This is a genomic window from Bacillus sp. RK1064, assembly GCF_051488405.1.
Classification (GTDB): Bacteria; Bacillota; Bacilli; order Bacillales; family Bacillaceae; genus Bacillus.
In genome coordinates this window covers 2391604-2418368 of sequence record NZ_JBPSCZ010000001.1, presented here as the reverse complement: position 1 = coordinate 2418368, position 26765 = coordinate 2391604, and the positions used below count along the sequence as shown (strand labels likewise).

The window sequence follows — 26765 nt, the reverse complement described above, 5'->3', positions numbered from 1 at the left end:
TTATTTCATACAATTTTACCACATTTCTATAGAAAGGATTGTGATAGAAAAGGAAACATTTTTCAACGTTTACTTATTTCTTCCAATTGATATAGCAGCCGCAATATTCCGAGCGGTTCTCTCTACATGAAGAGCCCCATCTCTCATCGCCTCAGAAAGAGAAGTTACACCTGGAACGATACTAAAAAGTGCATCAATTCCATGCTCATGTACAACTGCACTGTCTTTTGAGAGGGAGCCCGCAATACCGATCACAGGCAGGTTATACTGCTTTGCTGCTTTGGCTACACCAATTGGCGTTTTTCCATAAATGGTCTGCTGGTCAATCCGGCCTTCCCCAGTAATGACAAGGTCTGCCTCCTTGATGACATCATCAAAATGAACTGCCTTCAGCACAATATCAATTCCTCTTTGCAAATCGGCGTGTAAAAAGCCTAATAAACTCGCACCAAGTCCTCCTGCCGCTCCTGCCCCTGCTACACCTTCAAAAAATACATTGAACTGTTTTTCTGCTACTTGTGCAAAATGAGCTAAGTTTTTATCTAACACTTGAACCGTTTCTTTATCAGCACCCTTTTGAGGACCAAATACAGCAGATGCTCCTCTTTCACCCGTTAAAGGATTGTCCACATCACAAGCTGCCTCCAGCCGAACGGATTGCAGTCTTGGGTCAAGTCCAGATAGATCAATAGAAGCTAATTGATGAAGGGCTCCACCGCCTGGCGACAGATCCTGTCCTGCATTATCAAGAAAAGCCGCACCTAATCCTTGCATCATCCCAACGCCGCCATCATTTGTTGCACTTCCGCCAAGCCCAATGATGACATGCTTCGCTCCTTGATCCAGTGCCGCAAGCATTAATTCCCCTGTTCCTCTCGATGTCGTGAATAAGGGATTGCGTTTTTCTTGCGGAACAAGGTGTAACCCAGAGGCTGCGGCCATCTCTATGACGGCAGTCTGACCGTCCCCTAACATGCCAAAAAAGGCATCAACAGGCTCCCCAAGCGGGCCTGTGACCACTTGATTGACAATGTGCCCGCCCGTCGCATCAACTAGCGATTGAACAGTTCCCTCTCCTCCATCTGCCATTGGAAGTTTGATATATTCAGCGTTTGGCAAAATCGCATGAAATCCTCGTTCAATGGCACATGCTGTCTCATATGCAGATAAACTTTCTTTAAATGAATCTGGTGCAATCACAATTTTCATCCTAAAGCCCCTCGTTTCTTATCAAATGTCATCAGCCAAACAACTGGAAAACGCCGAATATAATGGTTGATACGACGGTTAATGTCAAACCAATTAACGATTCAAAAGGCATGAGTTTCAACCGCTCTTTGATGTCCATTTGAACACTTCCTGCTGTGGCATGGAAAAAGCTCCCGTGCGGCATATGATCTAGCACTGTTGCCCCAGCATGAATCATGGCTGCTCCTGAAAGAGCAGATACGCCAAGGCCAATTAATGTACCGCTAAATACGCCACTCGCTACCGCCGTTCCTGCTGTTGTCGAAGCGGTGGCGGCTGACATAAATATCCCTGAAGCTGGTGCAAGTAAATACGGAGGTAATCCCGATGCTTCGAGTGCTTGAATAAACACATCTTTTAAGGAAGAATTCGATACAATTCCTGCTAGTGTGCCTGTCCCCAATAACATAATCGCTACACCCGACATTTTATGAAGCCCCGACATCGCATAATCATTGAGAAACTTCCCTTTTTTCATGAAAAGAGCGCCTACAATGCCTCCGATCGGTAAGGCGATCATTGGGTCTATATTGATTTGAAAAAGCGGTCTTAAAGCCAACAATAAAATGGTGACAAGCGGACCCGCAAGTGCTTGAAAAAAAGCTGGCACTTGAACTTTGCTTTGCGCAGTTTCCTCTTCAAGAACAGGTGTCCCTTTTTTTGCAAGCTTTTTGGCTAACACATATGTAACAGCCAATCCAAACACAGCCGGGATGACACCCGCAGCCATCATTGAAGTAAGCGGTACACCAAAAGCATCAGAAGCGGCAATGGCATTCGGATTCGGTGACATGATATTCCCTGCCTTCCCGCCTCCAATCATGGCAAGTAGAATCCCCGTTTTCGACAGCTTTGCCCGTTTGGCAATGGCAAGTGCAATGGGTGCTACCGTGATAACAGCTACATCTACAAAAACGCCCACTGTTGTTAAAATCATGGTTGCCAGTGCGAGTGCTAATAACGCCCTCGCCTCTCCAAGCTTTTTCACGATAGCCTCGGCGATAGTTAAAGCTGCACCCGACTCAATCAAAACGCCAGCTAGTACACCTGCCGCCATAATTCTGAGGACAGCCGGAATCATATCCTTAGCGCCTTCCATCATGACGTTGACGGTCTGAACAATATCTACACCGCCTACCAAGCCGCCTATGAAGGCACCTGCCAGCATGCCATATGCAGGTGATACTTTTTTTAGAATAAGAACAATCGCTATCACAAGCGCCGTCACGGCTCCCAGTGTACTTACTGTCACATCTCCACTCATCCTCGATCTCCCCCAAAATGTCTTTCTCCAATTGTAAGCGTTTACTAGTGGGAATCGGGTTGTGAATCTAGATGAATTTTTTTAATTTATCCCTTCATTCCATTGTGCATATGCACAATCAAGATAGTTGACTCATCAACTGCGCCATATAAAGCTCCATCAACTGTTTCACATGACGGGGATTTTTTCCGGTCAATGCTTGAATTTTATCTAAACGATATCGCAAAGTATTCCGGTGAATAAATAAACGATCAACAATTCTTTGTAAATCACCGCCCTCTTCAATGTAAATCCTTAATGTTTGGGCGAGCTCCGCTTCCTGTGTTAATGGGTTGTAAAAGTCAGTCCATCTAATCTCCTCTTCAACAGCTCCTGCAGTGAGGAATAGCCTTTCCAACTGATAAGATTTAAAAAAATAAATACTTTCCTCCGGATGAAGAGCCTTCCCCAACCGCAAGGAATCTCTTGCGTGCTCAAAGGACAATGGCAGTCGGCTTATGTCGTCGGCGACAGTCCCTATCCCCACCAGCACCTGACCTCCTACTGCTTTTTCCATTGTTCTTTGCAGCTGCCCTGCCACATGCTTTAAACGATGATCAGGGATTGGCTGCCTTAAAAGAACCAATTCATGACGAAAGGTCATGCCAAGCAAATCATCCGCATTCTTATCGTATTGAATCGCATGCATCATTTTATGCACAGCGTCTTCCGAGGATGGAACTGGCTGAAAAACGATGACCATTCGGCGCTTATCTAAATCCATTCCCAGCCATGCAGCTCGGTTCTTTAGCTGATGATCACCAACGTCCGAATCAGAAATTAACTGATTGACAATTTCACTCTCTATTCTTTGCCGCCACTGAATTCGTTCAAGCAGAAAAGACTGCTCTAACACAAGCTCAGCTGCCATTTTCACCAGCTCGGCATGATGCCGAATGTCCTCTGGCTCACCAGTAATTCCAATCACACCAACTACTTGTTCACGAAAGCAAATAGGCAAATTGATTCCAGGTCTCACTCCTTCTAAGCGTAAGGACGCCTCATGGTCAATTTCCATACTGTTTCCGCTTGTCAGCACAAGTCGTGCACCATCATGTTTCTGACCAATCCTGTTTCGTTCACCAGAACCAATTATGACACCATCCGCATTCATCACATTGATGTTTTTATCTAAAATACGCATCGTACGTTCAACCATTTCTTGTGCCAATTCAGTGGTTAAAAATTGCATGAGGCATCTCTCCTGAAAGTGTTTTCATTCAATGTATCATAGTGTCATTGCACAATAAATGCAATATGTTTAAAAATGAGGCATTGACAAAGGTACATTGAAAAGTGTTTAATCAAATCAAGAGACCGACCGATAGTCTAGTCAAAAGAAAGGATGGTTTTATGAGAACCGTTAAACATCCTGAAGAACGTAAAAATGACATCTTAAATGCAGCAGAAGAGCTTTTTTCTACCAAAGGCTATCAGCAAACAACGATTATCGACATTCTGAGAGCTGTTGGCATTGCAAAAGGCACTTTTTATTATTACTTTTCATCCAAAGAAGAAGTGATGGATGCCATTATTGACAGGATCATCAAAGCAGATATCATCGTGGCAAAGCGTATTGCGGCTGAGCCAGACCTTCCAGTCGTCGACAAACTATTTCGTATCATCATGGCACAATCGCCTCAGCAAGGAAGCAATAAACAGGGGATGATTGAACAATTCCATCAGCCTTCTAATGCGGAGATGCACCAAAAAAGCTTAATCAAAGCGATTAAAGAACTATCACCCGTATTGGCAGACGTCATTCAGCAAGGGGTGGAAGAAGGAACATTCAAAACAAAGTTCCCGCAAGAAACGGTTGAATTCCTTCTTGCTTCTGCACAGGTCATATTTGATGAGGGCCTTTTTCAATGGACAGCCGAAGAAAGTATACGACGCGCTTTAGCTTTTATCGATATCCTCGAATCCTCATTACATGCAGAAAAGGGAAGCTTCTCCTTTCTTCTAAAGCGATTAACTGGAGAGCTGGATGAAAAGAATCAGTGATTGGTCACTTCAATACCAATCCTGCATACATTATAGACTGACGGTCGGTCTAAAAGGAGAGTGATACTCATGTCTTTGTTATCCAAAAGAGGTTCATCCCACTTTATGTACCTCGTTCTCGGACAAATTATTTCCGTTTTTGGTTCTTCCTTAATTCGGTTTGTTCTATCTTTACACGTGCTGGATATGACCCAGCGTGTTGACTTATATGCCTTACTATTCGCTTTATCCAATGTCCCACTCCTTCTTTCTCCCTTAGCAGGCGCAATCGCTGACCGGTTTAACAGAAGGAACTTGATGATTTTATTTGATGTTCTCACCGGCATCATGATTCTGGCTTTTTATTTTTGGTTATTCTCAGGAAATGATTCACTCTATATGATCGGAGCAGTCATGGTGCTTCTTGGTGTGATGAGTACGTTCTATGCTCCTGCTGTGATGTCCAGCATTCCACAGTTAGTAAAACAGGAACAATTAGAACAAGCAAACGGAATCGTCAATGGCGTGCAGGCACTTTCAGGTGTTCTCGCTCCTATTATCGGCGGGGTTCTGTACGGACTGATTGGAAGTCAATCCATCATAGGTGCCAGTGCTATCGTGTTTTTTCTATCAGCATGCATGCTTTTACGGTTAAACATATCCTTCTCACCTAGCCCGCTAACGGAAACTATGGGCAAAGTGCTCGTAAAAGATATGAAACAAGGATTTTCCTATATTGGCAGTCAGCCATTTTTAAAAAGAGCCATGCTGCTTGCTGCAATGTTAAATTTCATCCTCACGCCATTTTTTATCGTGGGTGGTCCAATCATTTTAAGGGTCACAATGAAAAGCAGTGACATCATGTATGGAATAGGCATGGGCTTGATTGAGTTCGCTGTGATCGCAGGGGCTCTGCTAGTTGGACTTGTAGCAAAGCATTGGCAGATACCTATTTTATATCGCTGGCTGATCGTCATCGCGATCATCTTGCTACCTGTCGCATTCTCAACATCCAACACAGCTCTTCAATTTGGCACTTATCCAGCTTATTTTCTCTTTCTAGCAGGATGTCTTCCAATTGCTATGCTGCTTACAATGATCTCAATCGTTGTGATTTCACATGTTCAAAAGAAAACGCCAAATAGTCAATTAGGAAAAGTGATGGCAAACCTGACAATGGTTTCTCAATGTGCTGCCCCGCTTGGTCAAATGATGTATGGATTCTTGTTCAATACGTTTTCAGCCAACATGTATGTGACGGTGCTAATAGTCAGCACTTTCATGTTTGCCCTTGCCTACTTAACAAAAAATATGCTTCAACATGAAGGAGAATCAGCCTCATGAGACTGACGTTTATAAAGAAAGACTTAACCCGCCACCGTCTCATTTCCATCGGTTTAACCATTTGTATTATGTTGACATCATTTCTCGCAACAAACGCCGCTCAAATGACAGTACAGCTGAATGGTTCCATTTCTAATCTGCTCCATTCAGCCAAGGCACCAGATTTTGTCCAAATGCATGACGGCAGCCTAAATGAAAAAGACATTGAAGCATTTTCAAACAAGCAGTCCATGGTAAAAGCACATCAAATCGTTCCAATGATTCCAATTGAACATGCAAACATCAAGTTCGGAAACAAACCCGCCAAAGCAGGTGTGATGGATCATTTATTTGTAAAACAAAATCGTCATTTTGATTTTCTTTTAAATGAACAAAATGAAAAGCTCACTGTCAATAAAGGTGAAGTGGCTATCCCTATCTATTTTCAACAAAAGTATCATCTCAAGATAGGAGAAACGTTACTGATTGGGAAAGGGTCTAATCAATTCTCTTTCCGCATCAAAGCGTTCTTGCGAGATGCACAAATGAACCCCAGTCTTGTTAGTTCGAAAAGATTCCTTCTTCATCACAAGGATTGGGACGCAATGAATCAAGTGTTTCATAAAAAGGAATATTTAATTGAATTTTTACTGCATGATGCCGTGAAGGCAGATGCCTTTCAAGCAATCTACCAGTCATCACAGCTTCCACAACAAGGTCCAGCTGTCACATTACCTTTGCTGCGTATGCTGAATGCATTGACAGATGGAATGGTGATTGCCATTCTCCTGCTTGTTTGCATGCTGCTCATCGGTATAGCCCTTCTCTCTCTCCATCTTGCTATGACGGCTTCTATAGAAGAGGACGAACGTGAAATTGGAATACTGAAGGTGCTTGGGATTCCTTTAACAAGAATCAAGCAATTATACATTGGAAAGTATGCCGTGCTTGCTTGTGTAGGGTGTATAGCAGGATATGGGTTAACGCTTATATTTGGTGATATGTTTACGGCCAATATTCAGCGATACATGGGGAATCAGCCTTCTTTTACTTCTTGGTTCATCCCGCTTTGTGTTTCTATAGTGATAGCAATGATCGTCATTTCTTGCAGCAATGCTGTCCTAAGAAAGTTTGGCCGAGTATCAGCCGCTCAAGCACTTCAAGGCGGCGCCATTTCAACGAATGATAAAAAACAAATACCCCTACATCTCAAGAAAAACAGGTTCATACCGGTCAATATTTGGCTTGGTTTAAAAGATCTGTTATCACGAAAGAAGTTGTACACAACGATTACTTGTATTATCGCGCTTTGTACATTTTTGATGCTGCTGCCTATTCAGCTATGGCACACCTTACAATCGCCGGATTTCATCACATATCTTGGCTCTGGTCAAAGTGACCTTCGAATTGATATACGACAAGGAAATCATCTAGAGGAAAATACAAATGAAATAGAATCAATGATTCGTGAAGATCCGGACATTCATACATCAGCTATATATGAAACAACTTCTCTTCAGGCAAAATCAAAGGATAATACATTAGAAACACTCTATTTAGAAACAGGTGATCTCTCAGCATTTCCTCTCACCTATTTACAAGGGCGACAGCCTTTAAAGAATAAAGAAATTGCCTTATCAGTGCTCAGTTCAGATTCACTCCAGAAAAAGGTAGGAGAAAAAATCACTCTCGTAACAAACGGGCATGAAATTCAAAAAACAGTGACTGGCATTTATCAGGATGTCACCAACGGCGGCAAAACAGCAAAAGCAATATCACAGCCATTTTCTCAATCAGCCCTTTGGAAAACCATTCAAATCCAACTAAAACAAGGAGTAGAAATTGCGGAGAAAAAGACAGTATTTGAAAAAGGGATATCTCCTGCAAAAGTGACAGATATGAAAGAATACGTTCATCAAACAATCGGCAGCACAGCCTCTTTAGTAAAAATCGTTGCATTTTTGTCTACATTAGCTGCTTTTGGAACCGCCAGTTTGATGCTATTCATGTTTCTGCACATGTTAAAAACGAAAGATTCAAGTCGAAACCACATGTTAAGAATGATTGGATTTTCTAAAAAAGATGTAACAGCACAATATATCACAAGTTTTATCGTCGTTATCTCTTTGGGCACCTTTATTGGTACGATCGCTGCCCATACGATTGGACCAGCTTTGATGAGTGTAGGTGGAGCATCCTTAGGGGCATCAAGCCTGCAGTGGCTGGCACCACAATGGGTGTCAGTTGTGTACCCAATCACACTGTTGATTGTCAGCTTAGCTTTAACCGCTTCGTTATTGAAGACGTTTTTTACTAATCAAACTACACGTCATACACTTTCATAAGGAGATGTTTCACATGGAACACTTGATTGAAACAACGCGATTGTCTTTGCAAATCGATTCTTTAAAAGGACAGAAACAAATCATTCTTAAAGATATCCATTTATCGATAAAGCCTGGGGAATTTGTGACCATTATGGGGCCTTCCGGATGCGGGAAAACTTCCTTGCTTTATCAGCTTAGCGGGATAGAGACAGCCTCAACAGGAGAGATCAAATATAAAGGCCGTTTACTATCAGAAATGACAGACAAACAGTTAACTGCTCTGCGCTTAACAGATATGGGATTTGTCTTTCAACACAGCCACTTACTAAAAAATCTTAATCTATTTGACAACATCATTGCTGCCGCTTACTTAACAAAGAAAAAGCCGAGAAAAGAAATGAATGAACGAGCTAAATATTTAATGGAAAAACTTGATATTGATCATTTAGCAGATCGATATTTGTCAGAAGTATCAGGAGGTCAGCTTCAGAGAGCCTCTATCTGTCGAGCGCTTATGAATGAACCAGACATTCTTTTCGCTGATGAACCAACAGGTGCTCTTAACTCTAATGCAACGAAGGAAGTGATGAATATATTTTCGGAAATCCATTCTGAAGGAGCAACACTACTGCTTGTCACACATGACCCAAAGGTTGCTCTTCGTTCTGAAAGAATCATGTTTATGAATGACGGAGAAATAACAGCCAGCTTACATTTAGGGAGATATGATGGCTCAACTGCCGAGAATCGAGAATTTAGATTAAATCAATGGCTGCAAAATTTAGGTTTTTAATTGGAGTAAAAACAGGCAGAAAGCTGCCTGTTCTATTTTTTCTGGCACTCAAACGAATAATCCATCGAAAAACGAGTTGTTTCTAATATGATTTTGCCGCCTACTTGTTGACAAGATTCTGTCAGCAACTCTATTTCTTTGCTATCTCTTTGACATATACAGAGTCACTAAAACGAGTAACAGCGTCGTCATGATCACTGTGATTTGCCAGTTTAAGATTTGAAATCTTTTTTTCATATCAACGTCCTTTCTAATAGACTAGTGTTTGTGATTGGCATTTATTTTTGTCTGCTTCTATCAGTTTCTATTCCAAATTTGATCTAGCATCATCATAACTGATTTTCTTTAACAGATCGACCTTCCAAATTACAAATATATTACATAAAATAACTTTATTCGGAATATATCAGTGATATTTTCGAACATAATCATAAAACCCAATGTATATATCCCTTTTTTAGACGACTAAAAAAAGATTTTAATCATTTGTAAAAACATTCAATCACCATTACAATTTCGTACATCACATGACCTTAGGTCCTTTTTATTACCTCTTGGCAATCACCTCGCAGAAATGATTATATTCTTCCAAAAATTGTGATATCGTTTTTTAGTGAAACAGGTGAAAGGATCTTAAAGAGGTGAAATTTCATGGCTATCATTTCTGCTGAACAGGTGGGGAACCGTTTAAATGATTGGCGAATTGCGATTCGCAAGCATGATGTACACAGTGCTAACGCAATGTACACAGAATTAAAGCAATTACTTCAAGAAATGGAAGAGAATCAGGAGGTCTTGACTTATTATTCATTGCTAGAAGGCAAGTATAAACTCATGTTATATGAACGGAGAGGTAAAAAACTGAATGAACAGACAGAGCTAGATTGCCCCTCTAAAACAAACGATTTAATTGAATACTATTTTTACCTATACAAAGCCCTTTACGCTTCATATAACAGGGACTATGCATCAGCCATTGGACTGTTTAAAATTGCCGAGAAAAAACTGCAAAACATTCCGGATGAAATAGAAGTAGCAGAATTTCATACGAAAATCGCAAACTTATATATGCTACTTCGTCAAAGCCTAATTTCTCTTCACTATATTCAGAATGCTATAGATATTTTCAAAAGTCATGAAGGATATGAAAGAAGACTAGCGACAGCCTTTGTCATCGCCGCTGCTAATTATATGGACATTGGCGACTTCATAAGAGCAGAAAACTACTACAAAAAAGCAATACACATCGCTGACAGTCTAAATGATCATTTTCTAACTTCACAGCTTTTTCATAATATCAGTATTCTGTATGCCGAAGCTGGAGAATCGAAAAAATGTATCGATGCCCTAGAAAAGGCTCTAAGTGATGAAAACTACCTCTCATCGTGCTATTTCCATCACTCCATGTTTATGTTAATCAAAGAGCTGCTCTCTATTGATGAAAGAACACAAGCTCTCTATTACTTCGAATTGGTCAACCAAAAACATGAATCAGAGAAATGCCCCATCTATACAGCAAAAATGAATTTGCTTTACCATCTATATTTTACTGAAGATATGGCTCAAAAAGCTCAAGCCTGTTTCGATGAAATCAGCATTCTAAAAGAATTAAAGGATGCTGAAGGTGCCTGTGAATTAAGTGCTCTAGCTGCAAAACACTTTGAGGAATTGGGTGACATTCATCAAGCCTATCTCTTTTTAAAGGAAGCCTATCACGGGAACCATCCTATACTTGACTGGAGGAATTCTAATGAAAAAAATGAGTTTATTGATCATCGCTTTAACCATCGTTGTTTTCGGACAAACAGCGTCTTTCAATTCGTTAAATGAGACGAATGCTGGTACAACAGAACGACCTATCGGAACTTAATATAAAAATTGGTCATAGCAAAGAACCACTTGCCTGATCACAAGGCAAGTGGTTCCACCATTATTTTAATTGCTGATAAGATATGAGGCGGTGTATATGTACCGCAAGATAAGTAAGTTCATCATTAGGAATGACGATACTATGCACCTGTTTAATATAATCTTTGATTTTAAAAGCAACATCCATCGCTTGAGGATACAAGTGTGCAATTTGTTCAAACAACTCATTTTCTTGATCTGAGAGTAATTTATTTGCATAAAATCTTTCTACAAAGAACTTCACATGTGTAATGAACCGACTGTAATGAATATTCTCTTGGTCCATCTTCATATTCAATGTATAGCGCACAAGATTGACAATACTCCCGATCATTTTGGCATATTTCATGCCATCTTTCGAATCAGATTCTTCACCTAATGCATTAATTAAGTGAAAGGCGATATTGGCGGCTTCTTCTTTTGGTAATTGTATGCCCAATGTATCATTGACTAACTCAAGTGCGTACTTCCCTACTTCAAATTCTTCAGTATAGTAATTTTTGATTTCCCAGTACACGCGATTCGTAATATTAATATTCTTTTTATGTCGTTCGACAGCAAAATTCAAATGATCCATTAAGGTAAAATAAACACCTGAATTTAGATTTGAATTTAACCGTTTTTCTGCATATTGGACGATGTGCTGAGTTAAATCGATAAACTCTTGAGGCATTGAATCTAACAGTTGAAGAAATTCTTTTGCTCTCATGTTATCGACTGACATAAAGACTTGGTCCGCTTTTTTCTCTTCTATCATTTGACCCGGTTTCTGTCCATAGCCAATCCCTCGGCCAAACAAAACCATCTCCTGTTGGTTCTGATCTTCAGCCAGGACCACACTCGAGTTTAAAACTTTTTTGATTTTAAACATCGTCATCACCTGTTTTCATGATTGTGGTGTTCAATCAAGCGATTCACCATTTGTCTCAATGACTTTTTGGTACCAATAAAATGAGTCTTTTCGAGATCGTTTTAAGGTTCCGTTGCCATCATCATCTTGATCTACGTGAATGAAGCCATAGCGTTTTGACATTTGTGATGTACCTGCACTAATAATATCAATTGAGCCCCAGCTCGTATATCCAAAGAGATCGACGCCTTCTTCAATCGCTTCTCTCATCTGACGGAAATGCTCTTTAAAATAGTTAATACGATAGTCGTCATGGATAGAGCCATCACTTTCAACTACATCCTTTGCACCCATTCCGTTCTCGACAATGATAAGAGGTTTTTGATAGCGATCATACAATTCGATTAAAGAAATTTTCAGACCAACCGGATCAATTTGCCAGCCCCAGTCAGTTGAAGGAAGATAAGGGTTTTTGACTCCACGAATCGTATTCCCTTCTGTCTGTTCTAATCCTTCTTGGGCTGATTCAGTTAAAGACATATAGTAGCTAAATGAGATAAAATCTACTGTGTTTTCTTTTAGAATGGTTAGATCATCTGCTTCCATATGAATATGAATATTTTTTCTCTCAAGCATACGTGTAATCAGTGGCGGATATTCGCCAAACACCTGAACATCTGCATAGAAGTAGTTTTCTAAGTTTTGTTTCAAGGCTTGTTCCACATCATTCGGATGACATGTATGCGGATACGTTGTCAATTTTGTCAGCATACACCCAACCTCGCTGCCTGGGATAATACGATGGCAATCTGCTGTTACAAGAGCAGATGCGACAAATTGATGATGAAGCGCTTGATACACCGTCTCTTCTACTTTTCCTTCTGGGCAACGATCAGGAATAATTCCTGCAGTAATGAATGAGTGGCGGTGTATACTATCAATTTCATTAAAAGTGAGCCAATATTTCACATCATGTTGATAACGTTCGAAACAAACATTGGCGAACTTCACAAAGAGATCGACCACTTTTCTTTCAACCCAGCCGTTATATTTCACACTAAGGGCTAAAGGCATTTCATAATGAGAGAGTGTCACAATCGGTTCTATGTTGAGTTTTTTCATTTCGGCAAATACACGATCATAAAATTGCAGCCCTTTTTCATTCGGTTCAGCTTCTTCTCCAGTAGGAAAGATCCGGCTCCATGCAATAGAAATGCGAAGTGTTTTAAAGCCCATTTCAGCAAATAGAGCCAAATCCTCTTTATAGTGATGATAGAAATCAACACCTCTGCGTTTTGGGTACTTTTTATCGTCTGGATCCTTTATTGCACGATCTATATTTTCAGAAGTAACAGCAAGATGTCCTTCATAATCTTCTACACTTAAATTGGAACGATACATTGCAATATCTGCAACTGATGGTCCCTTTCCATCTATATTCCAGGCGCCTTCTGCCTGGTTGGCGGCAATGGCGCCGCCCCATAAAAATCCTTTTGGAAAACCTTTAATTGTTGTCATATGATTAGCCTCCTAATTGTGTGACAACCATCAATGTATCTTGACGATTGACCTCTTGTAATGGCTGTACCTTTATATCATATTGATCTGTATTTGTGATTACAGCAAGTGTAACTGGATCATATCCTGCTGCTATGATTTTTTCTACATCAAATTCAATCAGTAAATCTCCTGCTTGAACACGTTCTCCTGCCTGCACTTTTGGATGAAAATACTGTCCTTCCAGCTGAACGGTATCGATGCCAATGTGGAATAATACTTCAACCCCTTGGTCCGTTTTCATACCAAGTGCGTGATTTGTTTCGAACAGCAAGGTCACCTCGCCATCTACTGGTGCATAAAGCGCTCCTTTTGAAGGTACTATGGCAATTCCTTCACCCATGACCTTTGAAGAGAAAATATCATCTTTTACTTCAGATAGAGAGATCATTTGACCAATCACAGGGCTTTTGAATGTTTCACCTGCTCCAATTTGTTCAGCAAATGCAGCTTGATCATTTGTCTTTTCTTCTACTGTTTTATCCTTACCTAATACAAAAGCAGCGATAAAGGCGACAATAAACGAAATGACTGCTCCAATGACAGCAAACATCAGATTTCGCGGGAGCTCATCTGAGATAAACATCGACATACTTGCTAATCCAGGGCCAACAAGTACAAAGGCTTGTATACCAACTAATCCAATGAAGATTCCGCCAACAAACGAACCAATCATGACACTTCCAAGGACCCGCTTATTTTGAAGTGTCACACCATACAAAGCAGGCTCTGTGATGCCAAAAAATGCTGAAATCCCTGCCGAAATGGCTGTTGATCTGAGTACCTTGTCTTTTGTGCGTAGTGCCACAGCGAAACACGCTCCACTTTCAGCAATATTATGTGCAAGTGATGCAGGTAAATAAAGCGCTTCTTTCCCAAGGGTCCCCATTGTTGTGACTGCATAAGGGACCATTGCTTTGTGCATACCTGATGCGACCATGAATGGGAGGACTGCTGCTAAAATTGCGACAGCTACCCAGCCTACTGTATTAAACATTGCAAGAATGATGGATGAAAAACCTTGTCCTGCTGTAAAACCAATCGGTCCTAATAGAAGTAACGTAACTGGTACAGTAATGACCAATGACATCATTGGGACAAAGAAAATCCGAATTGGTTTTGGTGAAAATCGTGTAAAGAATTTTTCCATTTGAGCGTAAAGCAATACAGAAAGGATTGCTGGGAACACTTGATACGCATAAGCTATATTTTTTACGTCGAATGTCATCAATTGCGCACCTTCAGTAAGCATAGCCGTCATGTTCGGAAGAAGGAGCGCACCGACTGCTGATAATGCGACCAGTGGGTTTACTTTTAGTTTATTGGCAGTCGTTACAGCGACTAGTAAAGGGAGGAAGTAAAGAGGTGCGTCCCCTACCATGTTCAATATTTGATAGGTTTGGCCCTTTGCATCCATCCAGCCTAATAAAGAGAAAAGGAGAAGAAATGATTTTAAAATCCCTCCGCCTGCGATAGCTGGAACAAGCGGCTGGAAGACACCTACAATGAAATCTAACAGAACTGTGCCTGCTTTTCTTTTTTCTTTTGGCTGATTGGAAGGCGCGTCTTTCCCTGATGAGCTGCTACCTATTAACCTTGTTAATTTTTGATACACTTCGATGACGTCATTCCCAATGACCACTTGGCATTGACCTGACATTCTGACAGCTATGACACCTGGCGTTTTTTCTAGAGCCGGTACATCTGCCTTCTTCTGATCAATCAGTGTGAAGCGAAGTCTTGTTGAACAGTGCTCAAGGTGCGCAATGTTTTCTTTGCCACCTACATGCTGTAAAACGTCTTTGGCAACCTGTGTGTAATCCATTTTTTCTCCCCCTTTTCTCATACATGAGACCTATATTTCAGCAATAAAAAAAGGACCTAAAACGACAAATTAAAGAAATTCATCGTTTTTAGATCCTGCCTGCATGACCAGTCACATGTCTAATTTATCAATATTGGATTTGATTTTAGTATATATTGAGTTAATGTAAGCGTCAACATATATTTTTGAATTTAAAAAATATTTTTTTACAAGTCTAATGTCATCAAAACGACCTCATTTTACTTTAGAGGAAATTTAAATCGAAAAAGTCAGATAGTCTCAAATGTCCTATCTGACTTAATTATTATCATTATTTTTTCTTTGCTTTTTTCTTTGCGGCATTTTTAAATGCTTCTTCTTGCTTTTGATATTGTTTCTTATTCACAGCTTTCAGTTTCATTTTTTCATTCTTTTTCCAAATCGGTAACTCAATATAGGAAGCCTCTACATCAGATGACCCTATCATCTTAGACAAGCCACACTTTATTTTTGGTGTGGGATATACCCAAAAGTTTTTAAAACCTGTGGTTCCAACTGCTTGATATTTTTCTTTTTTCAATGGCTTACTTTTCTTCCCTGTGGCTTTGGAGATTGTAATAGCTCCTGAAAAATCCCCTTCAAAAACGGCTTCTTCGATATCAAGGAAAATTTGATATGAATTGTTTTTTGCTGTATACAGATAGCCGTAGGCTTTATTTAAATTATCTGTGTATTTCCCTATGATCTCATAGTAACGGTCTTCTGCTGTATCGACGTACTCATCATAGCGCTTATCTATGGCTTTTTTGTATTCTTTTAATTTCTTCTCATCAACAGCTTGATAGCGTTTACTTTTCTTTGCTCCTTGCTTTTTGACCATGAGATCTTTTCCAGAAAAATAGATGTCATATACGATTGTTTTCTTCTTTTGTTGGACTTTAAGTTTGTATCCTTTTTTGGTGGTTTTCCCGGTTAGTTTGTATTTTGTTTTCACCATAAAAGGTTCAATTGGATCAATCTTAACACCCTTACCGTTTAGGTAACCCGTGACCTTGCCTTTCTTTTCAGTCACCTTCAGCCAACTGACATTGTCCTTTGTTTTATAAGCATATGCATAAGATTGATTCAGTGATTCTTTTTTAGCAGATGCTTTGTTTCCTCCAAAACTTCCAACACCAATCAATAGTGCAACAATCATGAACAATATTCCTATGTTCCTCAACTTCATTTGTACACCCTCCATTCTTTTATGAATAGATGCGCAAGCACTTTACACATCAAGTATATATTACCATATTTATGATTTATCTCCTGTATTTCAAAAATATAAATCTATCAATTATTATTTTCTTGCTTTTTATTCATTTCAAATTTATTATATATCTAATTGATATATCTTTTGGATAGGTGTGCTGATATGAAAAAATACAATGATACGACGTATGCAATTTTAGGTATTTTAACGACAGATTGTAAGTCAGGGTACGAAGTGAAGCAATTAATTGATAAGAGCTTGCATCATTTTTGGAAAATTAGTTATGGACAAATTTATCCAGCTTTAAAGTTTATAGTCGAGGAAGGTCTTGCTGAGGTTTCACCCGCTTCTACGTCTGGCCGCTCAGACAAGCGGGAATATCATTTGACTGAAAAAGGGCTGAAGACGTTAAGGCAATGGCTGGCAAAGCCCCTCGATCAGTTACCAGCAGAACGAAATGAAGTGTTATTAAAGTTATTCTTTGGACAATATCTTTCGTTTGAGAAAAAGCTGGTGCTTCTACAGGATTATGAAAGGCAGCTTCGTATCCGTTATGAGACCTATGTTTCGATTGAAGAAAACATTCAAGAGCTTTATCCAGATGAAGCGGATGCGAAGTATTGGCTGTTTACTTTAGATTACGGAAAAAGAGTGGCTCAAGCGGGAATTGATTGGTGCGTGGAAACATCCCATTTGATGAAGAAGGAAGGGTAAATGAATGAAAAAAGACATACGTGCTGGCAGGTTTACAACAGAGAATTCTGACTCGATTGTTGTGTTCATTATCGGCATGCGGATTAACAAACGCTGGGCAGTTCATCAATGGCTGCCTGTGTTCATGGCGATGCCTGGCATGATCAAAGAGCTGTATACCCATCAAGATGAGCTTGGTTTCCTCGGGACAGAGAATTACTTTGGCTTACGCACGACAGCGATGATCCAATATTGGAAATCAACAGATGACCTCCTTGCCTATGCGAAGATGGAAAAACATTTGGCGGCTTGGAAGAACTTCCATCAGAAGGCTCAGAACAATGACGCAGTGGGCATTTATCATGAAACCTATCAAATTCAAGCCGGCTCGTATGAATCCGTCTATATGAACATGCCTTCCTACGGACTGAGCCAAGCGAGAGCTCCTATTCCAATTGGTAAAGGAAAACAAACAGCGAAAGAACGGCTGAAAACAACAAATTCCTAGAGAGCGAATCTCTAGGAATTTCTTTTTGCAACGGTCACAAAATGCTTTAATATGCGGGCTGTTAATCCCCAAATGGTGTAGTTTTCATAATCATAAAACCATTCCTCTATCGATCGGCTCCCCCAGCGGTACTTCTCACCATTCATGATTTTTTCATAAGGGAAATCCTCACCTGGTGTTGGCTGAACGGATACATGATGTAAGTACGGCTCATATTGGCTGAGCCATGATAGAGGCACGGTAAAGGTCTCTTCTACTTCTTCTTGATTGAAGGAGTGTTTCACTTTTTGTTCATCAATGATCCCGACATATGGGTAGACCACGAAGGATGGAGAAGCAATGTAAAGACTGAGCTGTCCAAGAATCTCCACCGATTCTGGCGGAATGCCCAGCTCCTCATATGTTTCCCGCAATGCAGCTTCCTGTGCTGTTTCGCTGCCGTCGAGTTTGCCACCAGGGAAGCTAATATCACCCGGCTGTTTTCTCATGGTCAGCGATCGCACCTCAAATAATATATGCCATTCCCCGTTTACTTGCACCAAAGGGACAAGGACCGCAGCTTTGAACGCTGTCTCTTCTCCAATAAATAACGGTTGTGATTGATGTAAGTCATTTTTTAATTGGTCAATGAACACGGACATCACCTGTTTTCTGTTCCTCTTTCCTTTAGCGTATCATGGTTCACCTTTTGATTAAAGATGATCTTTCTGACAATTATTTTTATCAATTTGACAACTATACTTGTCAAATTGAATACAATGCTTTACAATCAAAGAAAGATTTCGATCAAAGTTGAGGTGACAGAATGAAAAATCGGCTAAAAGAGCTTCGTGCGCGTGATGGGTTGAACCAAACTGAGCTTGCAAAGCGTGCAAAGGTTTCTCGTCAGACCATCAGCTTGATGGAACGAGATGAATTAATGCCGTCTCTCTTGCTCGCTGTTAAGCTTTCACGAATTTTTCAGGAACCCATTGAACGTATTTTTCTATTCGAGGAGGATGAACTCACATGAAAACTGTATACAAAATGCTCTTAGGTGCTCTCCTTGGCTTTCTCGGCGCTTACTGTCTGCTGGCAGCCGAATTTGAGATGACACTTCTTGATGTTGCATTCGAAGCGACTCTTGTCATCAGCGGATTGACGATTCTATTGATTATTTATTGTTTTTCAGGGATTTCACGTATGAAAAAAAGAGTATCACTTTCGGTATCTGGTGATGAGGAGGATGAACTGGAAGCAAAACAGTATCGAACCTTTACTGATTTGACGTTAGCCAATACGGTGAGTACCATTTTGTCCATTATTGCCATCGGTATGGCCATCGTAACCGAGCAGCCTATTTGGCTGATTCTGGTCAATGTTACTTTATTTATCGTCACCATTATCAGTTCTTATGTAGCGATATCCGTTCTAAAGCTTGTCTACCCTAATCGCAACCTACCAAGCCCATCTGACAAAGATTATAGTAAAAAGCTGCTCGCTATTTCTGACGAAGGTGAAAAGCATGTGATGCTTGGCGGACTGTTTCACACATATCAATTGATGAATATCCTGTTGATCGGTGCCATGTTTATTTTGATTGTGTATTCCCTTGGGGCCAATCACTCTCAGCTCTTCTCAATCATGGTGATTGGACTTGTTTTAATCATTTTGAATGCAAATTATATGTTCAGGATTAGAAATCGTTAAATGAACAAAAGCACAGCCTAATGCAAAAGCTGTGCTTTTTTCCGTCCATTATGACGCACGGCGTTTCTTTCGTGCATAAATCAATAATAAGAAACCAAACCAAACCGGTGTTAATAAGAGCGCCGGACGTGTTGCATCCGCAAACAGCATGATCACAAGAATGGCAGCAAAGAGCACAAGAACACAAATGTTCACAAAAGGTGTGAACGGTGCTTTAAAAGTAGATGCCGCATGCAGTTCAGGCCGTGTTTTTTTATATTTCAAATGGCAAATTAAAATAATACTCCATACCCAAATGAAACAAATGGCGCTGATGGTTGTGACAATACCAAAGGCTTGTTCGGGAATCAGCTTGCTTAAAAGAGCACCGACCGATACCACAATCGTTGAAACGAATAGTGCATTACTTGGAACAGCGTGCTTGTTCAGACGTCCAAAGGAAGCCGGGCCCTGTTTTTGATGACTGAGATTATACAAAATTCGGCTTGTTGAGAACATACCGCTATTACAAGCTGAAGCCGCAGACGTCAAGACAACAAAATTAATAAGTCCCGCTGCTACTGGTATCCCAATCAGCCCAAAAGTTTTCACAAAAGGACTTTCTGATGCACTGAGCTCAGTCCATGGGTTGATACATAGTAAAACAAAGATGGCACCCACATAGAAAAATAGAATTCTTAAAGGAATTTTATTAATCGCAGACGGGATGTTTTTTTGCGGATTGGCTGTTTCTGCTGCGGACACACCGACTAGTTCCACTCCCACATACGCAAAGATTACCATCTGGAATGACAGTAAGAAGCCTGTGACACCATGCGGGAATAATCCGCCGTGTGACCAAAGATTCGTCACCGTCACCGGACCTGCATCTGTTTGAAAACCCATGATTAAAAGGACAATTCCAACGCCGATCAGTAATAGAATCGTAATGACCTTAATCAACGCAAACCAAAATTCCATTTCTCCGAAAAGCTTCACCGTTAATAAATTAAACCCTAGTAAAATCAACAAACAAATGATGGCAGGAATCCATTGCGGGATGTCAAACCAGTACTGCACATACACTCCGACAGCAATGACATCCGCCATCGCTGTCATAATCCAGCAAAACCAATACGTCCACCCTGTCACAAAGGAAGCCCAAGGACCGAGATAGTCCTCTGCAATATCGGTTAATGACTGATAGCCCGCCTTCGATAAGAGTAATTCACCAAGTGCCCTCATGACAAAAAAGATCGCCATTCCGACAATTAAATAAGCAAAAATGATCGATGGACCTGCCAATTGAATGGCCTTTCCAGAGCCTAAAAACAGCCCAGTTCCAATGGTTCCGCCAATTGCAATCAACTGAACATGGCGGTTTGATAAATCTCGTTTTAATTCTTGTTGTTCCAATGCTAACGCCCTCCTACGACACGATCTTATACTGAAATAATGAACCCTCAAAAAGTCCATAAAAAAAGAGATTGGATGCGCTCCAATCTCACGGTCATAAAAGAATAGCAAAATAGAGAAAAGCAATACACGGCGTCATCCATGCATTACAAATACAATATTTCGTACTCTTCTGTCCTTTTGCCTGAGATTGTGAACCCTTCGGCGCCGCACATACATGCGGTCTCTCCAGAAGCTGCTCCTGCCATAGTGTGACCCACAGCAATCATAGCCTTCGTTATTTACTTAAAATGTTGCTATTTCTGAATAATTTCATATTTTACGCCTCTAGAAGAAAGCTGTCAATGGAAATCTTTTATGATTTCTGTCACTCTACCTGACATCACTTCATCAACACCCCTCATTAAGGTATAATAAATCAAAAGATGTTCGGCTCGTTTGATGGAGAAATCCATCCTGACCATGAACCAAGTTAGGCAATCCATTGAAGTTGGTGAAGATAAATGAAAAAAATGAACAAACAGCGTGTCACATTACAGGAAGTCGCCCGTCATGCCGGTGTATCGACTTCAACGGCCTCACTCGTTGTTCGAAACAACCCAAGAATCTCTGAAGCCACTCGAAAAAAGGTCCTGCAATCTATGGAGGAATTAGGATACGTGTATGACCGCATCGCTGCTAACATGCGGTCAAAAAGTTCAAATATTGTAGGTGTGATTGTCACGGATATTTCAAACACGTTTATTTCTGAGTTTTTAATCGGCGTGCAAACCACACTTGAATCACTGGGCTATACCGTTTTACTTGGGACAACCTTTGACAGTGTCGATAAGCAGGAACGGCTCATTTCCACCATGGTAGAGCACCGAGTTGGCGGGATCATTTTAAACCCAGCTTCGAAAAGCTCTGCTCGGACGGTCAAACAATTAAATCAAATTCGCACCCCAAAAGTACTGGCAAATCGTGAATTAGCAGATGTGCATTGTGACTATGTCGGTGCTGATTATGAACAAGGCGCTTGGATGGCGGTCCATCATCTTCTTCAAAAGGGACATCGGCGCATTGCCTTTTTAGGCGGCATCAAGTCCTCCTCGACTTGGATTGACCGAATGAAAGGGTTCAAAAGAGCCCACGACAAGGCAAACCTAACAATTGATGAATCTCTTATTATTGATATGGAACCGACTCGTGAAGGCGGGAAAGAAGCACTCGCCCAAGTCATCGATCAGCCCGATCCTCCTACCGCTATTTTTTGTTTTAGTGACTTAGTTGCGTTTGGGGTCATTCAAGGACTGACATCACGTGACATCAAGCCTGGTGAAGATATCGATGTAGTTGGATTCGATAACATCCCTGAAGCGGAAATGTATCACCCGCCGCTCACCACTGTCTCTTCATTCCCACGGTCCATCGGGGTAAAAGCAGCGAACCTTTTATATCATAAAATGAACGAGCAGGATGAAGAGCTGCAGCGATTGATCTTAAAGCCTCAACTTCATATCAGAGAAAGCTCTACCTCATCGTGAAAAGGAGAATTGTGTATAGCAATTCTCTTTTTTTATTGAGCAAGTCAATCATTTCTTTGTTTCATTTTTCTTTTTTTAAATCACAAAGTCATAAACTTGACACATTTTAAACACAGGAGTATATTTATCTCGTTGCTTCTTTTAGTATATCGTTATACCTATTTCTGTGTATCGTTGTTTTTATCAACATCAGTTAAAAGTGGACTTTTCTGATTCTGATCAAATTATGAAGATTCACTTTCTAATCAAGGCTGTTTTTATTTTTTTATTTTAGTAGAACGATATACTTAATTGAAGAACAGATGAATATTCATTATTTTTTCATCAATCACATAAGGGGTGTTGTGATGGGCTTTTGTACATTCATAAAAAGAACAACCGACATAAAAAGATTTAACCCTAAAAGGGTTGCAAATATAGGAGTGGGAACATGAAAAATCCTTATATTAAATCGTCACTCGGCATGTATTTAAATTACTTCATGCTCGGCATGATCAATATCATTGTAGCGTCCAATATGGATAGCTTATCTGAACGCTACCATGTAGATATTACGAAAATCAGCTTGCTTGTATCGGCGATCGGAATTGGTAAACTGATTGCTCTCTTTTTCTCTGGCCGGTTAGCAGACCGCTGGGGACGTAAGCCTGTCATTATTACAGGGAACTTTCTTTACTTATTATTCTTAATCGGTATTCCAACGACAACGAATTATACATTGGCATTTATCTTTGCGATTTCAGCCGGGATTGCAAACTCATTACTTGATTCGGGAACATATCCTGCTTTGACAGAATCGTTTCCTAAAAAGGCAAGTTCAGCTTCTGTTTTAGTGAAGGCGTCCGTTTCAATTGGAGCGACTGTTCTTCCATTTATCTTGGCGTTCCTTATTGCACATGACATCTTCTGGGGCTGGGCGTTCTTTGGGCTAGGACTTCTTTATTTACTTGTAGGGATTTACTTGATCTTTATGCCGTTCCCGAACCATAAGCAAGTCTCTACACAAGATGACCTTCCAGTGCAGGAACAAATGAAGGAAGAACCTAAAATGTTGGGTGAAGGCTTAGCCGTCGTGCTCATGGGATTCACGTCTACTGCATTGTTTGTCGTATGGCAAACGTGGCTTCCACAGCTCGGATTGAAATTGATTGGGCTTGGCGCAGGACAAGCGACACAGCTTCTTTCTTATTTTAGTATTGGTGCCCTTGTGTCAGTTCTACTGCTCTCAATTGTATTAGATAAATTCATTTCGCCGATTATGGTCGCAATCATTTATCCAGTTGGAGCATTTCTTGCCATGCTTTCACTATTTCAAATTGAAACGTATAGCATTGTCATTGTCAGCACCTTTTTCTTAGGATTATTTACAGCAGGGATCTTCCAGCTGGCGATGAGTATTATGATGAAATTATTCCCTACAAACAAAGCAACGGCTTCATCATACGTCAACATTGCGGCAAGCTCAGCGTTTATTCTTGTGCCGCTCATTACAAGCGGTTTGGTCAGCACGTACGATATTAAAATGACGTTATTTTTCGATATGATCATTGCGGTTATTAGCGTATTGTTAGCGGTCTTTGTTCTTGGACGCATGAAAAAATTGTTTAGATAATTAAAGGAGATGTCAATCATGACAAACATACATGAACGTAATATTGATGGAAAAACAAAATTAGTAGGCCTTCTTGCTACACCAATCGGACACAGCCTGTCACCACGTATGCATAACCTTGGCTATACACTAACAGGAATCAACTACGCTTACCTCGCATTTGAAGTAGGGAATGAGGAACTAGAAGCAGCTGTCAACGGTATGAAAGCAATGGGTGCAGCTGGGTTTAACGTTTCTATGCCGAACAAAATGAAAGTGCTAGACTACTTAGATGAACTAGATGATTCTGCAAAATACACACGTGCAAGTAACACCGTCGTAAACAAAGATGGCAAACTGATTGGCTACAACACAGATGGTCTTGGTTACGTGAGAAACTTGATTGAACATGGCGTTGAATTAGCTGGACAAAAGGTCACACTAGTCGGATCTGGCGGAGCTGCAACACCGATTGCCATTCAGCTTGCACAATCAGGTATTCGTGAAATTAGTATTTTTGCTCGTAATGATCAATACTTTGTTCAAGCAGAAGAAAATGTAAATTACATCAACAACGAAATGACATCATTTGGTGTCAAAGCGAACATTTTCCCACTTGAAGACAAAGACGCTTTCCGCCGTGAAGTAGCTGAAAGTGCAATCTTAGCAAATGGGACAAGCCTTGGCATGAAACCACTAGATCAGCTCAGCATCATCGATGATACGCTTGATGTCCTGCGTGAAGATTTAATCGTGACAGACGTCGTATATAACCCGCAAAAAACAAAGCTCCTTGCGCAAGCACAGGAAGCTGGTGCCAAAACCATTAACGGTCTTGGCATGATGCTATGGCAAGGTGCACTTGCTTACAAACTCTTTACTGGTGAAGATATGCCAGTTGATCAAGTGAAACAAATTCTTTTTGAAAATGACCGTTTCTAAACAAAAGAAAGACGACTTCCTGAGCGGAGGTCGTCTTTTTTATTCATGGACCATGATTTGACGGTATCGATACAGAATATACAGTGCACCGATAATAGCGGCAACTGCCACCACCGCATCGAACAGAAAGATTTGTAAAATGGTCGAGTGACTTTCAATTAAACCTGTTACGACCGGAATGACAATAGCCGACACCCCGCCGGCTGTGGAGATAATCCCTGTCATCGTTCCTTTGTTCTTCCAGAAGAATTCAGCCATCACCGTTAACGTCAGCTGAAAAACACCGGCTGTTGAGAATCCCAATACAAAGGCATTGACAGTTCCGATGACTGGGGATTTCACGACCAATAGTACACAGATGGAGACAAGTGTAATGATTGGATAGATCAGCAGCACAGTGACTGGACGGACAAAACGTCGCAAAAGAAATGCGAGCAATAAGACAGACAGCAGACCGCCCATGCTATAGTAACTAAGCAGCTTCACAGCACTCCCTGAAGCCATCCCCAATATGGTCTCACCGTAAGTAGGCAGCCAAATTTGCGGCAACGCATACAGCCCATTTGACGTAAAGCTGATCACAATGAGTGCAATCCCTTCTCTCCAAAACGTAGGCTCTGTCGAGAAGCGCGGAAGTCCGTCATGCTCCGTTACCTGGACTTGCTCCACCTTGCGATGATTCGGAAATGGCAAGCTCCACAGTATCAAGACATTCACAAGATAGATCAGAGCAGGAACAAAAAATGCCATTCCATAAAACAAATCATGCTCTGCTAAAAAGAAAATCGCCAGTGGCAAAATGGTTGCCCCAATCGAGATAAAGGCCTTCACCATCACATTCGCAGATCCCGAGTTTTGAGGAAAAGCCTCCATTAACGCTGGATACGTTCCTGCATCCATCGCCGAATTCGCCACCCCTGCCAAAATCGCAAACGCAAACGCAATTTGATAATTCGGAGACAATGGGATTCCGATGAGAAACACCGCCATCAGCACACCCGAAACCAAAATGACCGGCTTTCGCCCAAAACGATCTGACAGCACGCCCGATAGACCATACGTGAGCACCCTGCCAATGCCGAGCGCCGAAATCATATAACTAATTCCCGCACTATTGGTATCTAACTGTTTGATTAAAAATGGCATATTTGAAGCCAAAATAATATTGACCATACCTAATAAAAAATAATTGATATAAAGACTAGAAGCCGTTCTCACATACGGATTTCTCATCCTGACACACCCCTCAACACCATCGCAATGAAGTGACAAATAATGGTTACGCTTACAAGATCTCATATGTGAGGAAGAACAGCTTTGCAGCCTTCACGTTCATACATCTCATCCGCTCACAGCTTACATGCCCTTCATGTATCAAGCATTTCTTCAATTTTTCACTCTCTTATTTTATACGAATGCGAAAGGTAAAGATAGTGAATTGCTTAAATTTGAGAGAAAATCATCGATCAAGCGTATGACTCCATCGATAGAAAAAAAGAGTGGCTAATTCCACTCCCTAAAAGATGTGTCAACTCTATTCATCGTTAATTATTCTAGCCCCCAAATACTTAGCTCATAAAAATATTCCGTTCGCTCTATGCATAACCCAAAACAAAAATCCTCTGCGACTAAAATAAAATCCCCGTATCCACTTGAAAATTTCGTTTGCTCAAGAAGCTGGTTTAAATGGCTGAAAACTTCATGTACGTTTACTAAAAGTGCTTCAATTTCATGCTCTCGATAGTGGTTTCCGTGTATTTGAATTTTATCTTCTCTTGATTGAAGGAAAGTAAAAACCTTTTGACAAAACAATTGATTTTCTTCGATATCTAAAAATGCGTTTTCTGGAAGTGTCATATAGCTTAACTCGTTCATTAAGTGCTTTCTTCTGCTTCTTCTTTTTAAGGTTTCGATTTTAGTTTTTGGGTTATTATTCATTTTGGTGACCTTAATATTCCTTTTCCATCTTGTATTTATCAGATACATCCTTCATTAGATAATCAATTAATTTATGAATATGCTTCTTTAATCATAAATCGGAACAAATATAAAAAACCTTTAAGTTGAATT

At 40.5% G+C, this 26765-nt stretch carries 23 protein-coding genes and 1 riboswitch; of the genes, 12 read left to right on the top strand and 11 right to left on the bottom strand.

Annotated elements, in window-relative coordinates:
• Positions 1-69 precede the first annotated feature (69 nt).
• The 3 genes from ACSSTM_RS12375 to ACSSTM_RS12365 all read right to left on the bottom strand — a co-directional run bounded on the left by ACSSTM_RS12375 (position 70) and on the right by ACSSTM_RS12365 (position 3743).
• On the bottom strand, positions 70-1209 hold the full coding sequence (locus ACSSTM_RS12375) for a glycerate kinase (RefSeq protein WP_034660534.1): 1140 nt from the start codon (positions 1207-1209) through the stop codon (positions 70-72).
• 31 nt (positions 1210-1240) lie between these two features.
• Positions 1241-2512, bottom strand: a complete 1272-nt coding sequence (locus ACSSTM_RS12370; RefSeq protein WP_106038340.1) for a GntP family permease — start codon at positions 2510-2512, stop codon at positions 1241-1243.
• A 118-nt stretch (positions 2513-2630) separates the two neighbouring features.
• A complete protein-coding gene (locus ACSSTM_RS12365; RefSeq protein ID WP_106038341.1) occupies positions 2631-3743 on the bottom strand; it encodes a CdaR family transcriptional regulator in 1113 nt (370 codons plus the stop codon).
• A gap of 161 nt (positions 3744-3904) precedes the next feature.
• Here ACSSTM_RS12365 and ACSSTM_RS12360 point away from each other — a divergent pair, with 161 nt between their 5' ends.
• The 5 genes from ACSSTM_RS12360 (at position 3905) to ACSSTM_RS12340 (ending at position 10807) form a co-directional block, all read left to right on the top strand.
• A complete protein-coding gene (locus tag ACSSTM_RS12360) occupies positions 3905-4555 on the top strand; it encodes a TetR/AcrR family transcriptional regulator (protein ID WP_034660537.1) in 651 nt (216 codons plus the stop codon).
• Between the two features lie 69 nt (positions 4556-4624).
• Entirely contained in the window at positions 4625-5878 is a 1254-nt protein-coding gene (locus ACSSTM_RS12355; RefSeq protein WP_034660538.1) for an MFS transporter, read from the top strand.
• Positions 5875-8202: an ABC transporter permease gene (locus ACSSTM_RS12350; protein ID WP_034660539.1), complete on the top strand. Its 2328-nt coding sequence runs from the start codon at positions 5875-5877 to the stop codon at positions 8200-8202. Before ACSSTM_RS12355 ends, ACSSTM_RS12350 begins: the two co-directional genes overlap by 4 nt.
• 13 nt (positions 8203-8215) lie before the next feature.
• Positions 8216-8977: an ABC transporter ATP-binding protein gene (locus tag ACSSTM_RS12345; protein ID WP_034660541.1), complete on the top strand. Its 762-nt coding sequence runs from the start codon at positions 8216-8218 to the stop codon at positions 8975-8977.
• A gap of 651 nt (positions 8978-9628) precedes the next feature.
• Complete coding sequence (locus tag ACSSTM_RS12340; RefSeq protein ID WP_095285588.1) at positions 9629-10807, top strand: Rap family tetratricopeptide repeat protein; 1179 nt, start codon at positions 9629-9631, stop codon at positions 10805-10807.
• 100 nt (positions 10808-10907) lie between these two features.
• On the opposite strand, the gene ACSSTM_RS12335 is transcribed toward ACSSTM_RS12340, so the two are convergent.
• From ACSSTM_RS12335 to ACSSTM_RS12320, 4 genes are all read right to left on the bottom strand, one after another.
• Complete coding sequence (locus ACSSTM_RS12335) at positions 10908-11756, bottom strand: PRD domain-containing protein (protein ID WP_034660546.1); 849 nt, start codon at positions 11754-11756, stop codon at positions 10908-10910.
• A 30-nt stretch (positions 11757-11786) separates the two neighbouring features.
• Positions 11787-13253, bottom strand: coding sequence for a glycoside hydrolase family 1 protein (locus ACSSTM_RS12330; RefSeq protein WP_106030713.1), 1467 nt, complete (start codon positions 13251-13253; stop codon positions 11787-11789).
• Between the two features lie 4 nt (positions 13254-13257).
• Positions 13258-15117 carry a beta-glucoside-specific PTS transporter subunit IIABC gene (locus ACSSTM_RS12325; protein WP_437404187.1) on the bottom strand — a complete coding sequence of 620 codons (1860 nt, stop codon included), beginning with the start codon at positions 15115-15117 and terminating at the stop codon, positions 13258-13260.
• Positions 15118-15427: 310 nt separating this feature from the next.
• On the bottom strand, positions 15428-16294 hold the full coding sequence (locus ACSSTM_RS12320; protein WP_052004378.1) for a hypothetical protein: 867 nt from the start codon (positions 16292-16294) through the stop codon (positions 15428-15430).
• 219 nt (positions 16295-16513) lie between these two features.
• On the opposite strand from ACSSTM_RS12320, the gene ACSSTM_RS12315 reads away from it, so the two are divergent.
• Together ACSSTM_RS12315 and ACSSTM_RS12310 are read left to right on the top strand one after the other, a co-directional pair.
• Complete coding sequence (locus ACSSTM_RS12315; RefSeq protein WP_106030715.1) at positions 16514-17065, top strand: PadR family transcriptional regulator; 552 nt, start codon at positions 16514-16516, stop codon at positions 17063-17065.
• A 4-nt stretch (positions 17066-17069) separates the two neighbouring features.
• The gene (locus ACSSTM_RS12310; protein WP_095285585.1) at positions 17070-17552 is read left to right on the top strand and encodes a DUF4188 domain-containing protein; all 483 of its coding nucleotides are present in this window, start codon (positions 17070-17072) and stop codon (positions 17550-17552) included.
• Between the two features lie 11 nt (positions 17553-17563).
• Here the strand turns inward: ACSSTM_RS12310 and ACSSTM_RS12305 are convergent, their stop codons facing one another.
• Positions 17564-18187, bottom strand: coding sequence for an NUDIX hydrolase (locus tag ACSSTM_RS12305; RefSeq protein ID WP_437404186.1), 624 nt, complete (start codon positions 18185-18187; stop codon positions 17564-17566).
• Positions 18188-18357: 170 nt separating this feature from the next.
• On the opposite strand from ACSSTM_RS12305, the gene ACSSTM_RS12300 reads away from it, so the two are divergent.
• The gene (locus ACSSTM_RS12300; protein WP_034323321.1) at positions 18358-18564 is read left to right on the top strand and encodes a helix-turn-helix transcriptional regulator; all 207 of its coding nucleotides are present in this window, start codon (positions 18358-18360) and stop codon (positions 18562-18564) included.
• A complete protein-coding gene (locus ACSSTM_RS12295) occupies positions 18561-19241 on the top strand; it encodes a DUF3169 family protein (RefSeq protein ID WP_060597653.1) in 681 nt (226 codons plus the stop codon). Before ACSSTM_RS12300 ends, ACSSTM_RS12295 begins: the two co-directional genes overlap by 4 nt.
• A gap of 48 nt (positions 19242-19289) precedes the next feature.
• On the opposite strand, the gene ACSSTM_RS12290 is transcribed toward ACSSTM_RS12295, so the two are convergent.
• Positions 19290-20636, bottom strand: a complete 1347-nt coding sequence (locus ACSSTM_RS12290) for an amino acid permease (RefSeq protein ID WP_034660556.1) — start codon at positions 20634-20636, stop codon at positions 19290-19292.
• A 162-nt stretch (positions 20637-20798) separates the two neighbouring features.
• Positions 20799-20878: riboswitch (glycine riboswitch) on the bottom strand.
• A gap of 261 nt (positions 20879-21139) precedes the next feature.
• Here ACSSTM_RS12290 and ACSSTM_RS12285 point away from each other — a divergent pair.
• From ACSSTM_RS12285 to ACSSTM_RS12275, 3 genes are all read left to right on the top strand, one after another.
• Positions 21140-22162 (top strand): LacI family DNA-binding transcriptional regulator, encoded by a 1023-nt coding sequence (locus tag ACSSTM_RS12285; protein ID WP_437404185.1) that lies wholly within the window; start codon positions 21140-21142, stop codon positions 22160-22162.
• A gap of 430 nt (positions 22163-22592) precedes the next feature.
• Positions 22593-23774, top strand: a complete 1182-nt coding sequence (locus ACSSTM_RS12280) for an MFS transporter (RefSeq protein ID WP_095285584.1) — start codon at positions 22593-22595, stop codon at positions 23772-23774.
• Positions 23775-23792: 18 nt separating this feature from the next.
• Complete coding sequence (locus tag ACSSTM_RS12275; RefSeq protein ID WP_034660559.1) at positions 23793-24695, top strand: shikimate dehydrogenase; 903 nt, start codon at positions 23793-23795, stop codon at positions 24693-24695.
• A gap of 39 nt (positions 24696-24734) precedes the next feature.
• Here ACSSTM_RS12275 and ACSSTM_RS12270 read toward each other — a convergent pair whose 3' ends face one another.
• The gene (locus ACSSTM_RS12270) at positions 24735-25928 is read right to left on the bottom strand and encodes an MFS transporter (RefSeq protein ID WP_034660560.1); all 1194 of its coding nucleotides are present in this window, start codon (positions 25926-25928) and stop codon (positions 24735-24737) included.
• Positions 25929-26243: 315 nt separating this feature from the next.
• Entirely contained in the window at positions 26244-26633 is a 390-nt protein-coding gene (locus ACSSTM_RS12265) for a YxiF family protein (protein ID WP_034660561.1), read from the bottom strand.
• Between the last annotated feature and the right edge of the window lie 132 nt (positions 26634-26765).

What these genes read in the sequence shown, in the direction of transcription:
- ACSSTM_RS12375 (WP_034660534.1), bottom strand. Translation starts at nt 1,209, where the DNA reads ATGAAAATTGTGATTGCACCAGATTCATTTAAAGAAAGTTTATCTGCA.
- ACSSTM_RS12370 (WP_106038340.1), bottom strand. Translation starts at nt 2,512, where the DNA reads ATGAGTGGAGATGTGACAGTAAGTACACTGGGAGCCGTGACGGCGCTT.
- ACSSTM_RS12365 (WP_106038341.1), bottom strand. Translation starts at nt 3,743, where the DNA reads ATGCAATTTTTAACCACTGAATTGGCACAAGAAATGGTTGAACGTACG.
- ACSSTM_RS12360 (WP_034660537.1), top strand. Translation starts at nt 3,905, where the DNA reads ATGAGAACCGTTAAACATCCTGAAGAACGTAAAAATGACATCTTAAAT.
- ACSSTM_RS12355 (WP_034660538.1), top strand. Translation starts at nt 4,625, where the DNA reads ATGTCTTTGTTATCCAAAAGAGGTTCATCCCACTTTATGTACCTCGTT.
- ACSSTM_RS12350 (WP_034660539.1), top strand. Translation starts at nt 5,875, where the DNA reads ATGAGACTGACGTTTATAAAGAAAGACTTAACCCGCCACCGTCTCATT.
- ACSSTM_RS12345 (WP_034660541.1), top strand. Translation starts at nt 8,216, where the DNA reads ATGGAACACTTGATTGAAACAACGCGATTGTCTTTGCAAATCGATTCT.
- ACSSTM_RS12340 (WP_095285588.1), top strand. Translation starts at nt 9,629, where the DNA reads ATGGCTATCATTTCTGCTGAACAGGTGGGGAACCGTTTAAATGATTGG.
- ACSSTM_RS12335 (WP_034660546.1), bottom strand. Translation starts at nt 11,756, where the DNA reads ATGTTTAAAATCAAAAAAGTTTTAAACTCGAGTGTGGTCCTGGCTGAA.
- ACSSTM_RS12330 (WP_106030713.1), bottom strand. Translation starts at nt 13,253, where the DNA reads ATGACAACAATTAAAGGTTTTCCAAAAGGATTTTTATGGGGCGGCGCC.
- ACSSTM_RS12325 (WP_437404187.1), bottom strand. Translation starts at nt 15,117, where the DNA reads ATGGATTACACACAGGTTGCCAAAGACGTTTTACAGCATGTAGGTGGC.
- ACSSTM_RS12320 (WP_052004378.1), bottom strand. Translation starts at nt 16,294, where the DNA reads ATGATTGTTGCACTATTGATTGGTGTTGGAAGTTTTGGAGGAAACAAA.
- ACSSTM_RS12315 (WP_106030715.1), top strand. Translation starts at nt 16,514, where the DNA reads ATGAAAAAATACAATGATACGACGTATGCAATTTTAGGTATTTTAACG.
- ACSSTM_RS12310 (WP_095285585.1), top strand. Translation starts at nt 17,070, where the DNA reads ATGAAAAAAGACATACGTGCTGGCAGGTTTACAACAGAGAATTCTGAC.
- ACSSTM_RS12300 (WP_034323321.1), top strand. Translation starts at nt 18,358, where the DNA reads ATGAAAAATCGGCTAAAAGAGCTTCGTGCGCGTGATGGGTTGAACCAA.
- ACSSTM_RS12295 (WP_060597653.1), top strand. Translation starts at nt 18,561, where the DNA reads ATGAAAACTGTATACAAAATGCTCTTAGGTGCTCTCCTTGGCTTTCTC.
- ACSSTM_RS12285 (WP_437404185.1), top strand. Translation starts at nt 21,140, where the DNA reads ATGAAAAAAATGAACAAACAGCGTGTCACATTACAGGAAGTCGCCCGT.
- ACSSTM_RS12280 (WP_095285584.1), top strand. Translation starts at nt 22,593, where the DNA reads ATGAAAAATCCTTATATTAAATCGTCACTCGGCATGTATTTAAATTAC.
- ACSSTM_RS12275 (WP_034660559.1), top strand. Translation starts at nt 23,793, where the DNA reads ATGACAAACATACATGAACGTAATATTGATGGAAAAACAAAATTAGTA.
- ACSSTM_RS12270 (WP_034660560.1), bottom strand. Translation starts at nt 25,928, where the DNA reads ATGAGAAATCCGTATGTGAGAACGGCTTCTAGTCTTTATATCAATTAT.
- ACSSTM_RS12265 (WP_034660561.1), bottom strand. Translation starts at nt 26,633, where the DNA reads ATGAATAATAACCCAAAAACTAAAATCGAAACCTTAAAAAGAAGAAGC.